The 15,497-nt window shown below is 63.2% G+C and carries 4 protein-coding genes; all 4 read left to right on the top strand.

From position 1 onward, the window contains the following. The first annotated feature begins 39 nt into the window (after positions 1 to 39). The 4 genes from G432_RS18765 to G432_RS18755 all read left to right on the top strand — a co-directional run bounded on the left by G432_RS18765 (position 40) and on the right by G432_RS18755 (position 15,497). A complete protein-coding gene (locus G432_RS18765) occupies positions 40 to 1,818 on the top strand; it encodes a putative porin (RefSeq protein WP_015460400.1) in 1,779 nt (592 codons plus the stop codon). Between the two features lie 214 nt (positions 1,819 to 2,032). Next, on the top strand, positions 2,033 to 2,617 hold the full coding sequence (locus tag G432_RS18760) for a hypothetical protein (protein WP_144062083.1): 585 nt from the start codon (positions 2,033 to 2,035) through the stop codon (positions 2,615 to 2,617). Beyond that, positions 2,617 to 2,796 carry a hypothetical protein gene (locus G432_RS23420; RefSeq protein WP_070933758.1) on the top strand — a complete coding sequence of 60 codons (180 nt, stop codon included), beginning with the start codon at positions 2,617 to 2,619 and terminating at the stop codon, positions 2,794 to 2,796. Before G432_RS18760 ends, G432_RS23420 begins: the two co-directional genes overlap by 1 nt. Continuing rightward, the gene (locus G432_RS18755; protein WP_015460398.1) at positions 2,793 to 15,497 is read left to right on the top strand and encodes a filamentous haemagglutinin family protein; all 12,705 of its coding nucleotides are present in this window, start codon (positions 2,793 to 2,795) and stop codon (positions 15,495 to 15,497) included. The genes G432_RS23420 and G432_RS18755 overlap by 4 nt, the downstream gene beginning before the upstream one ends.

Below are 15,497 nucleotides of genomic sequence, written 5' to 3'. Positions count from 1 at the left end.
CAGCACCCAGTGACCACTCTCTCGAAGGGGATAGACATAATGACGAAGGTTCCCGGCCAGACAGGCCGCCTTAAATCTCTGCTTTTGGCGGCGTCCGCTGGCGCTGCGCTTCTCGGCTCGCCGGCGTTCGCGCAGGACGATGCGGGCATCGATCCGCGTCAGCTCATCGAGCAGATGGTGGCCGAGAATATCATCACCCGCGAACAGGCCGATCGGATGATCAGCAATGCTCGGGCCGCAACCGTCCAGGCGCGGGCCCAGGCGCCGGCGCCGCTCCCGCAGCCCGGTGTCGCCGCTGACGGCACCCAGACCGTGACCTATGTCTCGCCGGTGGTGCGCGAGCAGATCGCCCAGCATGTCCGCGCCGAGCTTGGCACCCAGGCGCAGGCCGAAGGCTGGGCACGTCCCGGTGAGACGCCGGAATGGACGCGCCGCATCCAGCTTTATGGCGATGTGCGGGTGCGCGGCGAAGCGCGCCGCTATGACGACGCCAATGGCGACATCTTCTGGGACTATGGCGCGATCAACGGCGGACAGCCGCAGAACGTCAACGCCAGCTCGACCGGCTATATCGATGCGCCGTTCCTGAACACGCTGGAGGATCGCCAGCGCTTCCGCCTGCGCGCGCGTCTCGGCGTCAAGGCCCAGATCACCGACTGGATCACCGCCGATATCCGCCTCGCGACGGGTGCGAGCAGCTCGCCAGTCTCGACCAACCAGACGATGGGCGCCGACGGCAGCGGCAAATATCATCTCTGGCTCGACCGTGCCTCGATCCGCCTCGCGCCGACCGAGAATGTCGCGCTCGAGTTCGGCCGCTTCGCCAATCCGCTGTGGACGTCGGATCTCGTCTTCGACAACGACATGAACTTCGACGGCGTCGCGATCTCCGGCCAGGGCGCTGTTGCGAATGGCGTGCGTCTGTTCGGCACGCTCGGCGCCTTCCCCGTGTTCAACACCGATCTTAACTTCGGGACCCGCAATGCGCCCACGATCATCGATCCGGAAACGGGCGGCGAGATCGGCACCGGGCGGCCGTTCAAGAGCGAGGATCGCTATCTGTTCGCGGCGCAGGCCGGGGTCGAGTTCAACCCGACCGAACAGCTCAATGTGAAGCTCGCCGGCGGCTATTATCATTTCGACAATATCGCCGGGCGTCTGTCCGAGCCCTGCTACTGGACCGAGCTGGTCTGTTCGACCGACGCCCTGCGTCCGGCCTTCCAGCAGCATGGCAATACGATGATGGCGCTGCGCGATCCGCTTTATACCGGCTCGCCCAATCCCGAACTGGAACCGGATAATCAGTATTTCGGGCTCGCGTCCAAGTTCGAGCTGCTCCACATCCGCGCCCAGGCCGAATACCGCGCCAATGAACGCTTCGGCGTCCGGCTCGAAGGCGATTTCGTCAAGAATCTCGGCTGGGACCGTGATGTGATCTCCGCCGTCGCCTGGAACAATCTCGGCCCCAATGGTGACACCTATAACGGTGGCTACGACGGCGGCGATACCGGCTGGCAGGCCCGCCTGACCGTGGGTTCGGTGATGAACCTCAATCTCGCCGGCGACTGGCAGGCGAAGCGCGGCGACTGGAACGCCTGGGTCGCCTATCGCCGCCTCGAAAGCGACGCGGTGGTCGACGCGTTTGCCGACAGCGACTTCCACATCGGCGGCACCAACAATCGCGGCTGGCAGATCGGCGGCAATTACGCGATCGCCAGGAACACCATCCTCGGCTTCCGCTGGCTGTCGGCTGAAGAAATCGCGTCTGCGCCGTTCAGCGTCGATCGCGGCTTCATCGACCTCATGACGCGGTTCTGAGGCCGACATGTCCACGTCAACGCTCCTGATTGTCTCGACTGCGCTCCGCTCCCACGGCGCCGGCCATCGCAATCGTCCGGTTCCGTCCGGCCCCCTCAACGGGCGGGACCGGGCGTTGACGCACCTTTTCCAGATCTCCGGCGCCGCTACTCGCCTGATCCGGTCCGGTTCCCCCAAAGACGGACAGGACCAGGTTGCGGTGCAGGAGGCCGTCATGGACCGGCTATGCCAACGGCCGGCCCGTGCGGCGGGAGCGGCGCTGGCCATCGGTCAGCGCCCGCTCACCCTTTTCCCGAACCCGCGCACTGGTTCACGCCAGTTCCTGCGCCGCGCAGTGACGGCGGGCTCGCCCGACACGCTCTTCATCGGGCGAGCCTCGCTTGCGCTGGCGTCTTTCGCCACCCTGTTTCTCGCCGGCAGCGCGCTTGCCCAGACGGCCGAGACGAGCGCCGAGGCGCCCCCGCTGGCGATCGAACTCGATCCGGCCGAAGTGCGCGCGCCCGCGCCGCAGCGTATCAGCGGCTCCGGCCCGCAGCCCTGTGTGATCGTCGATATCGCCGGCACACGCGCCGGGCATCTCGATTGCGCGACGGGCCGTCTTCAGGAGGCGGCGCGCGCCGCCCAGGCTGAAAGCCGCGCCGGGCTTGAAGCGCCGACGCCGGGCGCCGGCTCGCCCGATGTTCAGGTCGGCGTCGCCCATCAGGCCGCAACCCGGCTGCGCATGGGTGATGCGCTGGGCCGGTCGGTCCATCCGGAGCGGCCGAACAGCCGTCCGCCCACGACACGGGGACCGCGCTGATGACCCGCGCAATTCTTGCTGAGGAGCTTGGCCGCACCGTCCCATGGGTGCTGGCCTTCTTTCTCGCCGCCTTCCTGCTCGGTGACGGCCCGCCCGGCGCGGCCATCCCGACCTCTCGCGACATTCAAGAACATGCGGCCGCCACGCCTGCCGCAACGATGCTGGAGCCAAAACAATGACGAACACCAACCACTCGCTTCGCACGCGTCTGCTCATCGGCGCTTCGATCGGCTCCCTTCTGCTCGCCGGCGCCGCCGAGGCGCAATCGAACCGCATCGGCCAGGGCCGTGGCGGCGGCAATCCGGCGGCAGCGGCCGCCCGCGTCGCGCAGGCCGAAGCGCAGCGCGTGACCGAGCGCAACAGCGCCACCCAGCGGGCAGTCGAGGCGATGCGCCGCGCGGCGCAGACCCGCGCCCAGATGAACGACGCGCAGGTGCAGGCACGTATCGCCGCGCAGAACGCCATCAACACTATCCCCAACGGCATCGGCCAGGGCGGGCTTCGGCAGGCGCCCGGCATCGAGATCGATCCCACTCTGTGGCAAGGCGCCAATGATCCGGTTGAGAGCGCTGGCCAGGACGGGCGCACCACGGTCACGGTCGATCAGGACCAGCAGCGCGCCATCCTCACCTGGGACAGCTTCAATATCGGCCGTGAAACCGATCTGGTGTTCAACCAGGCCTATGGCGCCGACGCCGTCGTGCTCAACCGCGTGCGCGACGCCAGCCCCTCGCAGATCCACGGCACGCTCACCGCGCCCGGCACGGTGCTGATCCTCAACCAGAACGGCGTGCTGTTCGGCGGCACGTCCGTGGTCAATGTTCGCAATCTGATCGCCTCATCGGCCAATATTCTCGACAGCGATTTCCTCGACACCAATCGCGGCATCTATTCGCAGCTCTCCGGCGCCAACTATCTGCCCTCCTTCCGCGATGCGGGCGGCGCGATCACGATCGAGGCCGGAGCGCAGATCACCACCCATGCGCCTGCCAGCGCCACCCAGGGCGGCGGCTATGTCATGCTCATGGGAACCGAGGTCACCAACGAAGGCAGCATCGTCACGGCAAAGGGCCAGACCCTGCTGTCGGCCGGCGATGATTTCATCATCCGTCGGGGCTACGGCACCGAGGAGAACCAATATTCGACGACACGCGGCAATGAGGTGCGCGGGCTGATCGATGCCGAGTCCACCAGCGGGACAGTCATCAACCGCGGCCTGATCGAAGCTGCCCAGGGCGACATCACGCTGGCTGGCCGCACGATCCGGCAGGAAGGCGTTCTCGTTGCGACCACCGGCGTCAACCAGCGCGGCACGATCCATCTGCTGAACAGCGTGAGCGACGCCGAGGGCTCGGTGACGCTCGCCAGCGGCTGGGAACTGAGCGATGTCGACGGCAAGGTGGTGGGGTCCGGCGAAGGTCTCACGATCATCCTGCCGGAGCTGGATAGTGAGGATACCGCGCTCAACGGCCAGCGGGACTCGCTGATCGAACAGAGCGAGACCGCCAATACCAATCGCTATACAACCACCAATGGCGGGTTTGACGATCGCTCGCTGCTCGCCGATCGCCTGGACCAGTCGCGCATCGAAATTGTCACCGGCGGTGACGTCGTGTTCGAAGGCCGATCGCAGACCAGCGCCCAGGGTGGTCAGGTCGCGGTGCAGGCGGCTGGACGCATCACCGCCGAGGACGGGGCGCTGATCGACGTCTCGGGCGTTCAGGGCATCGCCCTCGACATGGAGTCCAACTCCATCCTTGTGAACATTCAGGGTAATGAGCTGCGGGATTCGCCGGAGAACCGCGAGAACGCCAATCTGCGTAGCACCGACGTCTGGATCGATGTGCGCGACCTGGTTCTGCTTCCGGACGGCACCGGCGGCTATGAAGGCGATCGCTGGTACACTAAGGGCGGCCTGCTCGAGGTGGGTGGTCATCTGAACAATATGGCCCATGGCATCGGTGAATGGGCGGCGATCGGCGGCACGATCACGCTCGCTGCCAATGAGGTGGTGGCGCAGCGCGGCGCGACCTTCGACATATCCGGCGGCAGCCTCGACTACCAGGCCGGTTGGGTGCTTTCGACCCGTGTGCTGGGCGCAGACGGCAAGCTCTATGATCTCGCCAATGCGCCGGCCGGCATGAAGATGGTCGCCTGGGGCGATGCCTTCGTGCGCGAGCATTCGCGCTGGGGCGAACAATACACCCAGGTCTGGTCCCACCCGATATCGGGCGCGCGCAGCGTGCGGCGCTGGAGTGATGGCTATACGGTCGGGCGCGACGCGGGCCAGCTCATTCTCTCGACGCCGACCGCCATCATGGAAGGCGATATCATCGCCGAGGTGATCGAGGGCGAGCGGCAGGTCAATGCGCGCGCCGATGGCATCACCGATGGCTATGATGTGGCGCAGCATACCCGCGCGCAGCCGGGGTCGCTGGCTTTAGGGCGCTATGACCTGTTGGTGAGTAACACCAACCCCTATTCAGTGGAGGTGAAGATCGCGGATGTTGCGAGCATCGCTAAGCATCTCGCGACGGGGGACGCACTGCCTGAAGAGCGGAACGGCACCGCCTGGCTCGACGCAGGCCTGCTCAATCAGGCTGGTCTCGGCGGTCTCAACATCGAAACAACCGGCGTGATCGCCATCGACAATCCCCTGACACTGGCCGATGGCGGGGCGCTAAAGCTGGTTGCGCCAACGATTGACTTCAATGCGGACGTCACCGCCCATAGTGGCTCGATCAATGCGACCAACCGGGCAAGCAATCACTATGGAAGCAGCGCACAGGTTCTCCTGGATGGGAATGGGGGCTCGCTTATCGCGGTCGGTGAAGGCGTAACGCTCGATCTCACCGGCCTGTGGGTCAATACCGCCCTCAATGCTTCCGACACTGGAAAGCTGGGTTATCTCGATGGCGGCAAAGTCACCCTGGCCTCTACCCATGATCTGGCTCTGGCGGAAGGCAGCCTGATAGATGTTTCATCTGGTGGAGCGATCCTCGCCCAGAATGATACAAGGGGCGGAGCCGGCGGTGACGTTTCGCTCGTTGCGGATGGCTATAATGCTATTGTTGCGCCGGATGGCACGCTCCTGCTCGACGGGGAAATACGTGGCGTCGGCGTGCTGGGCGGCGGCACGCTACATCTCGAAACCGGCAAGACGTTCACTGTTGGCGCGGCCGATGAACAGGGCGGCACACAAGTCGATACTGCGATCTTTCAGACCGGTTTCGCTAGTTACGAGTTAGTCGGACGCAAGAGCGTGACAGTGGCCGATGGCACGGATCTGTCCGTAGTCATGCCGGTGTTGCTTTTTGGCGAATTCGCGCCGGATGCGGCTACCGGCGCGCCGCTGTCCGAAGCGCTCGACCTTTGGACGCCACCCACCTATTTGGAAAATCCGGTAGATGGCGTTTTGACCCGGCGGGGGGGAGCAAGCCTGACTATCTCCGCCACGCTGGGAGCGCCGGCTGGAAGCGATGAGGCTATTGGCGGAATTCTCATTGGACGCCAAGCTGCGATAAATGTCGATCCTGGCCAATCCATCACGTTGCTAGGCAAAAATATTGCGGTCGATGGCGGCCTTTACGCTTGGGGAGGCAATGTTACGCTGGATGTTCCTCGCCTGGCGACAGCCGTTTCTGATGGCTACGGTTCTCCCGAACCGGGCCTGATTCGTATCGGCAGCGAAGCTGTGATCGATGTCGCCGCCCGCTCTGCTACCGCCGTGGACAGGCTGGGGCGCCGTTACGGCATTGTTGCGGATGGGGGAACGATCGCCCTCGGTGGCGGCCTTGATTGGGAGGACACCGGCTCGGCCAAGGCTGCGGATGCGTTCATCGTCATCGAAACTGGTGCGCTACTCGATGCCTCCGGTACGCAGGCGACACTCGACCTTCCTTCTACGATGGGTATGCCCTCTATTACGACGCAGGTTGTCAGTGACGGCGGTACGATTGTCGCCAAATCCAATGTCGGGCTCTATCTGGACGGCACTGTGAAGGCCGAGGCCGGCGGTAAAGGCGCTGCGGGCGGAACGCTTGGCCTTGCGCTGGAATCGGCGGCCTATCGTGTGGGGGAAGCGTATGCGGACCTGCTCCGACCGCGTGAATTCATACTGTCGCAGGAGCAGGGCGAAAGCCTGCTTCCTGAAGGTTTCGGCGTCAATGGAGTTCATGGTGACCTTGTCGCGGGGACCGGATATTTCGGAGCCGACAGGATCGAGGCTGGCGGTTTCGACAACGTCTCGCTGTTGGTGAACGGCGCGCTGTCGTTTGACGGTAGCGTCACACTCTCGTTGGGCCAGAGCGCTCGTTTTTATGCGGGCACATATGCGCTGACGGTCGCCGCCGCAGAGGATAGCCGGGTATCCATTGCGACTCCTTACCTGCGCCTGGCCGGCACGACGCGCATAGGTCCTGAGCATTATGAGATGCCTTCGCTTCACTGGGGCGACGGCATATCGCAGGCGCCAACGAACGCGCTGTTCTCGGTCGTAGCCGATTTGATCGATGTGCGCGATCGGGTAGGCTTCGGCGCCCGCACTGCCGATCAATCGACCGGTGAGATATTGGATCGGCGCGGCTTCGCGCAGATCGATCTCACCAGCCGCGGCGACCTGCGGATGCTTGCAGGCACGCCGGGGCGCGGATTGCCGACCAATGCCACTACGGAACTGTCTTCCTCGGGCGACATTACCCTCACAGCAGCGCAAATATATCCGGCAACGGGTGTCGGCGGCAGAATCATGAGTGGCTATCAGGGAGAGGGTGAGGCTTTTCGGGCAGGTAGCAGTTTAACGATCCTCCGCTACGACGACAGTATTGCCGAAATGCCCTATTCCGCTTTTGGCATGCTAGCCTTGGGTGCCGAAACCATCAATCAGGGCGGCGTGGTGCGCGCGCCCTTCGGATTGATTACGATCGGTTCGACCTTCAACAGACAAGTCACGTCCTTGGTCAACCTGCTTCCAGGCAGTGAGACCTCGATCAGTGCCGCCGGACTGACGATGCCTTATGGCGGAACTGTCGACGGCATCGAATATGACTACAATGGTTCGCCCGTTGCACTCACCGCCATCAGCGGTACGGACTGGGGTCATGGCCTCGAAGTGAAGTCCGCTCGTCTCGATGTGCAAAGCGGAGCGCTGCTCGATCTTTCGGGCGGTGGGGATCTTGCCGGCGCCGGCTTCATGAGCGGACGGGGCGGATCGGTGGATATCCTCAAGACCGCGCTGATCAATGCCAACCCAGGCTATGGCGCGAGCGCGAGTGGCAATGCCGTTTACGCGATAGTTCCTTCAAGCAGGTCTTCCTACGCTCCCGTCGCGCCCGATGCTGGGTATGGGAATCCGGTGGTTGGGCAACAGATCACAATCCTTGAGAGCGTACCCGGTCTCGCTGCCGGCACATACACGCTGATGCCATCCAGTTACGCGCTGCTGCCAGGCGCCTTCCGTGTTGAGATCGGTGCGGGAATGACCAGCGGCTATTCGGGTGTCAATGCGATCGGCAACGGCTCTTATCTGACGCAGGGTACACTCGGCATCGCCAATACCGCGATACGGGATACCCTGCCTAGACGGGTGACATTGACTTCCGCGGACGCTGTACGCGCGCATTCCGGCTACAACGAGATGGGCTACAACGCCTTCGTCGCGGCCGATGCCGCCCGACTGGGCATGCCGCGCGCGATGATGACTTCCGATGGCGGGACATTGGATCTTGCGTTCACCCGCGGCACCGACAGCGCGGACGGCTTGGCGCTGCGAGTGCTGGGCGACGTGAATCTTGCGGCTGCGAAGGATAGCGAAGGCTACGCTGGCGCGGTGCAGGTGCGTGGCATCGGCGAGGTCGTGGCGACCGGCGCGCAAGCATCGGCGGGGCTGGATTCCGCGTCGGTTGATGCGGGCGCGCTAAGTGCGCTCGAAGCGCCGCGCCTCATCCTCAATGCCACGCTGTCCAGTCTGTATGGCAAGAGCGGCCGCTACGTCACTGTGAATGGCGAGGGTTCGCTAACCATCCGCAGCGGCGCGGCGATCTCCGCCGCCGACATTATTATGGCCGGTTCAAAGTCCATGGGTAATGACGGGGGCACGTTGACGATCGAGGAAGGGGCCACTCTCAGCACCATTGGCATGGGTGAATCCAGCTATGATTCCGACGACGGCTATATTTTCGGCGGCCTCGGCGTGCTGGCCCTCTCCAACGGGTGGTTCAATCTGTTCCTTCAGGAAGAAAATCCCAATTCTCCCGATGGCCTCTACGTTAATGTTGGAGCATGCGTGACCGATGCTTGCGACCGGACGACGCAACTCCTGTCCGAAGGGACCATCGCTCTTGCGACCAATCGCGTGCTCACCATCGAGAAGAAGGTGGCATATGGTACGCGCAGGCTGGTACTGGGCGTATCCTCGGTAAATCTGGGAGAGAGTGCGGCGCTGGCGGCAGCCGAGGCAAGCGGACAGTTGCCGGATGGGCTGGAACTCAACCAGACCCGCCTTGCCGAGATCCTGGCGGGGAATAACGCGACGCACGCGCCGGCGGTCGAGATGCTGGAGCTCAATGCAACAAGAGCGGTCAATGTCTATGGCGCGGTTGACCTTGATGCCTCGTCGCTCGATCAACTCGTGTTCGGCACGCCTGCTATCTTTGGTTATGGCGCCGATAGCGATGTCGCGACGATCCACGCGGGCGAATTCATCTGGACCGGCACGGACGGTGAGGCAGGCGCTCCGGTCGCCGGTCTGCTGGGTAAGGGCATGCTTGATATCCGGGCGAACTCGATCCTCTTCGGTCATGGGGCGAACACCCAATCTTCCACGGGTATCGATGAGCGGCTTGTGCTCGGCTTCGGGCAAGTCAACCTCACAGCAGCCGAGCGTATTGTCAGCAGCGGCAAAAGCATGCTTTCGGTCTATGAAACACGCGGCGACTATGTGACCGGTAAGGGCTGGGATTATCAGGGCGGCAACCTTGTCGTCACTGCTCCTGTGCTGACCGGGGAAGCCGGATCGATGCTCACCGTGAGGGCAGGCGGCGACGTGAGCGTGATGGCGCCGGAGGGCGTGGCGGGTGAGGTCGCCAGCGATGCGCTGGGGGCGCAGCTGGCGATTTACGGTCGCAACCTTTCGATTGACAGCGCGGTGATCCTGCCATCGGGAAAGCTCACGCTGTCGGCAAGCGGCGACCTCGTGCTCGGCGACCTGGCTCGCATCGATCTTTCGGGTCGAGCGGTCGAGATGGTTGACGTCACGCAGTATAGTTGGGGCGGCGATCTTCTGATGGAAAGCACGGGCGGCAATATCTCTGCCAGCGCCGGTTCGATCATTGACCTGTCCGCCGTCAACAATCGCGCGGGCACGATAAGTGTCACCGCACTTGGCACAGGTGCCGGACATGTCGATCTGGCGAGTACGATTCTCGGTTCCGCTACGGGCAGGGCCGATGCCGGAGGCTCCGAAATCGCCTACAACGGAGCGGAGTTGGCGGTCCAGGCGCAGTCCCTTGCGGATTTCGGAGAGCTAAACACCCAGCTTAACGCAGGCGAGGTTTTCGGAGCAAGGCGCTTTCGCATCCGACAAGGTGACCTCACCGTGGGTGACGGCGTGAAGGCGCAAGATGTTCAGATTGTGCTCGATGGTGGCAGCCTTACCATCGAGGGGACGATTGATGCCAGCGGTCAGGGGGTCGGCGCAATCCGTCTTGCGGCCATTGGCGATCTCGTCGTCAACGGCGCGCTCGATGCCCATGGCACGGGTCTTCGCGTAGATAGCTATGGTCAGATTATCGATAGCCCCAACCGCGCGGTTGTCGATCTCTCCAGCACGGCGGGTACGCTGGTCCTCGGCGACAGCGCGCGGATTGACCTGCGTGCCGGTACCGATGTGCCTGGCCAGAACGATGGCGCAGCACGGGGCTCGCTCGACTTGAACGCGCAGCGCACGGCAACGGACGACGTCGCAATAGACGTGGGCGGCATGGTAGACATCCAAGGCGCCAAGTCGATCGCCGTCAATGCCTTCCGCACTTATGACGATGCGCCGCTGGCCGATCTGCCGGACGTTTCCGGCGAACGGCCCCAGCTTGTCACCCAGGCTTATCTCGACCGGATTGACCTCGACAGCACCACCTTCATCAATTTGGCGTTGGGCAATGCAGCGCTTTCCGCTCGCCTGGCGGGGCTGGGACAATATCATCTGCGCCCTGGTGTTGAGATCGTGAGCAATGCAGCGGTCAATCCTTCAGGAACGCTGACGGTGCTCGGCGACCTCGATATGTCGGGCTATCGTTACGGACCGGAAGCCAACCGGATCGATCCGGCGCTGCGCGGTTTCGGCGAGCCGGGCGTACTGGTGCTGCGGGCCGCCGGCGACCTCAACATCCTAGGCAGCATCACTGACGGTTTCGCGCCACCCGCCGCCACGGCTGATGACGATGGATGGGTGCTCACGGAAACCAAAGGTCCTAACGGACTCGTCGGCGGCCTCACTCCCTTTGGTGGGGATATCATCATTCCGATCGACGGTGTCGTGCTGGATACGGGAACGACTTTCCCGCGGGAAGCGACGCTGAATTATGACGTGCCCGTTGGCGCTCTCACTCTTCCCGCCGGCACGGTGCTGCCGGTCGACGTGGCGCTGACTGGACAGCTCACGCTCGGGGCCGGATCTGCCCTATCCGCCAACATCTATAATGCCGATGGATCGGTGGCTTATTCTGCGGGGATGGTGCTCGACAATATGGTGACGTTGACGCCGGGGATGAAGCTGGGCGCGGGCACTGCGCTCTCCAGCAGCGCAGCGGTGGATGCCTTGATCTGGCCCAAGGGCGCGCCCTTGCCGGTCGAAATGGTGACGAACGAACGGATCACTTTGCCACGTGGGGCCCTCATCCCGTCAATGACGGACGTTCAACTTGTCGATGATCTTGGTATCAACCTCCGTCCATCCGATCAGGGATTCATCAATCGCAATTGGGCCGTGGCCCCGATGCTGGCTTCGGGCACCAGCAGCTGGAGCTTCCAACTCGTTGCTGGGGCAGATGTCGCCTCGGCTGATCGCAAGGCGCTCGATCCGGCCTCGGTCGGGACGATTCGGCTGGCAGACACCCACTATAGTGGTACGCCGACGTTCAGTAGCACGGGCAGCGAGATACTCGTATGGGCAGAAGGTAACTGGCTGGGCTACGAACCGGGCACGCCGGTTTCGGAAGAGGAGGCATCATGGTGCGAGTATGACTCGACATTGTGCGCCATGCAGGAAGTCGGTGGCGAGATACTCGTCTGGGCGGACGGCAACTGGCTAGGCTATGAGCCCGGCACGCCGGTTTCGGAAGAGGAAGCGTCATGGTGCGAATATGATTCGACATTGTGCGCCGTGAAACAGACAGGCGGCGACCAGATTGTCTGGGCGCCTGACAACTGGCTGGGAATGCCTGCGGGCGAGCCCGTGTCAGAAGATGAACAAGCAGCCTGGTGCGCTCCCTTCCCTGATTTGTGCCTCGTTCAGGAAGGCGGTGGGCCGAAGGTTTGGACGGGATATGATTATGTCGCGCCGGGTATCAGCGTGATCCGAACGGGTACGGGCGATCTGTCGCTGACGGCGGCGGGGGACATCCGCATGTCCTCGCTCTATGGAATCTATACTGCCGGCACGGCGACCGATCCGGGCGATGGCTACGACCTTCGGCGTGGAACCTTGCCAACTGGCGTGGTGCTTGGCGGCGATACAGATTATTCGGCCACCCTTGCCAGTTATCATGCCTGGTATCCTGACGGTGGGGGCAATCTGGCGATCACGGCCGGCGGCGATCTAGTCGGTGATATCCTGGGTTTCCGCATGCTGGAGAACGGGCAGAGCTATCAATCGAGTGCGGTCGCCGGCAACTGGTTGTGGCGGCAGGGTTCGGGTGGCGCCGTCACGGATGAAAAGATCCCGACGGCATGGTGGATCAACTTCGGCACCTATGTTTCCTCGGCAAATGGCAGCAGCATTGCGAACCCGGCAATAACCGGCTTTACCGGCTTCGGCACGCTTGGCGGAGGCAATCTGACAGTTCGTATTGGCGGAGATGCGGGCCGCACGGCCAAGCGTGGCGGTGAAAACACTTCATTTAACTATGGTGATAGTCGTAGCGAAGGCCTTGTTCTGGCTGTTGGTTCGACCGGTCGTGTGGCAGCGGACGGCACGCTGAGGCTCACCGGGGGCGGTGACATGGTCATAAGGATCGGCGGGGCGCTCAATCCTTATGTCGAAGGTGATGCCGCCAATGCCAAAGCCAGCCTCGGTGGCAGCATTGTCAACCTGCGGGGATCGACCAGTGTTGATGCCGATTCGATCGGCGCCGTACAGGCCGGCTATCGCTCAATGTCTCTTCCTAATCCGCTCGATCCGCGCGGCACCGATCCGTTCGAGACCACGAAGGCGGAGGCGCTATCGGGTGTCACACTGGTGCCGGGCGATTCAGTCTTTACGGTGCGGACCCTTGGCGACCAGGTGATTGCCGGCGCAGGCGACGCCACACGCAGCATCGGTCTCAATACGCAGCCCTTCACGGTGAATGGGGTCAACTATGGGGGCGGCGGCAACAGCTGGTTCAGCCTCTGGACCGATCACACTGCCATCAATCTACAGTCGGCAGGCGGAGACATCGCGCCGGGCAAGCATGGGATCGAAACGAGCCAGACACTGATCGCCGCGGCCGACATTGCCGACACCTGGCCGGCGATTCTGCGGGTCACGGCGATGGGCGGAGATCTCTATTTCGGCGCATCGGCAGGCATGACGAATGATCTCGTGACCCGCGACCGCCTCTCGCCCTCGCCTTCCGGCGAACTCTCATTGTTGGCAGCAGGGTCCATTTATGGTGGCGATCTGACACGTTCCTCAAACCTCGCGTCGCGCCATGTAATCAGCGTGTCTTTCACCGACACGCTCCTGCCGACACCATTTAACCCGGCATTTGTCGGACGCGAAGATGGCCGGTACAGCGAACGCGCCATGAACCTCTCGCTCGATGGTTCGGCAATCGACGCAACCAACAATGGCGAACTCAAGACGTGGAACGATACATATTCGCTCTTCGCCTTCGGACCCAACTCAGCTGCCGTCTCGTCGTCGAACTGGGCTGATCGACTTCCTGTGCGAATCTATGCTGTCGGGGGCGATATCGTCGGCCTGGGCAGTGGTGAAATGCTCAGCTTTAATTCGGGAAGTGGGCGCACCTTGTTGGACTGGTATGTCGGCGGAGGCCCGCTGCGCATGACTGCTGGGCGTGACATCGTTGCAAGCGGCACCGTGGGCGCATCCAATCTCATCGTCCACAGCAACGATACTGATGTTTCGGTGATTTCGGCCGGTCGGGACATCATCTACAGCAACTTCGACATTGCCGGTCCGGGGACGCTTGAGGTCACAGCGGGGCGCAACATCCTCCAGGAGGATCGGGGTTCCTTCACCTCGATCGGGCCGATCCGGGCCGATGATACGTCCGATGGCGCCTCGATCGCGTTGATAGCGGGCATGACCGGCGTGAACTGGGATGCGGTGCGGGACTTCTATCTCGATCCGTCTCGGCTGGCCGATCCGGCGCGTCCTCTGGGCGAACAGAATGGCGTGACCGACGAGGGCATTGTCGAGAGCGTCGGCAAGTTGGTGAAGGTCTATGACGCCGAACTCGCCGCCTGGCTGTTCGACCGTTACGGCTACGTCGCCTGGCTGTTCGACCGTTACGGCTACGTCGCTGAGGGTTCATTTGCCGAATTCGTCTCCGCTAATGGGCTGGTCGACGCGAATGGCGTGAAGCTTCCCGCCGCACAGCTCGGGGAGCGCCTTTCGGCCCTGGGCTTCAAGGATGCGGCGACCAACCAGGGCAATCTCTCGGCCCTGCTGCGCTCGACCGATATGTTCGACTATGGCTATGCCGATGGCGCAGCGTCGCTGAATGAAGCGCAGTCCGGCTTACTGACACAGGTGCAGGAGCGGTTCGACGGTCTCTCACCGGAGCAACAGCGCATCTTCCTGCGGCAGGTCTATTTCTCGGAACTGCGTGAAGGCGGACGCGAATATAACGACGCCGATGGCCCGCGCCTCGGTTCCTATCTTCGCGGGCGTCTCGCGGTCGCTACCTTGTTCCCGGACAAGGATGCAGACGGCAATGTCATCGACCGCAGCGGCGATATCATCATGTATCGCGGCTCGGGCGTTCGCACCAACTTCGGCGGCGACATCGAAATGATGGCGCCCGGCGGCCAGATCGTCGTCGGCGTTCAGAATGTGATGACCGACGAGGACCAGAAGACCGCCGGCGTCATGACGCAGGGCAGTGGCGATATCCGCATCTTCAGCGAACAATCGCTCCTGCTCGGTCTCTCACGCATCATGACCACCTATGGCGGCAGCATCCTCGGCTGGTCCGAGGAGGGCGACATCAACGCCGGACGCGGGGCGAACACCACGGTGCTGTATACCCCGCCACTTCGCACATATGACGCCTATGGCAATGTTCGCCTCGCCCCGCAGGTGCCCTCGTCCGGCGCGGGCATCGCCACGCTGAACCCGATTCCCGAGGTGCCGGCCGGTGACATCGACCTGATCGCGCCTTTGGGCACGATCGATGCGGGCGAAGCGGGCATCCGCGTGTCGGGGAACATCAACCTCGCCGCGCTCCAGGTGCTCAACGCCGCCAACATCAAGGTGCAGGGCGAAGCCGCCGGCATCCCGGTGGTCGCGGCGGTCAATACCGGCGCGCTCACCTCGGCCTCCTCGGCCTCCAGCGCCGTCGCCAATCAGGCGGCGGAGCTGGCCGAGCGGGCGCGGCCGCAGGTTCGGACCGAGATCCCGACGATCCTGAACGTCCGCTTCCTCGGCTTCGGCGAGTAA

This window comes from Sphingomonas sp. MM-1, from assembly GCF_000347675.2.
GTDB lineage: Bacteria > Pseudomonadota > Alphaproteobacteria > Sphingomonadales > Sphingomonadaceae > Sphingomonas_E > Sphingomonas_E fennica.
This window is presented reverse-complemented; position numbering and strand designations above follow the sequence as displayed.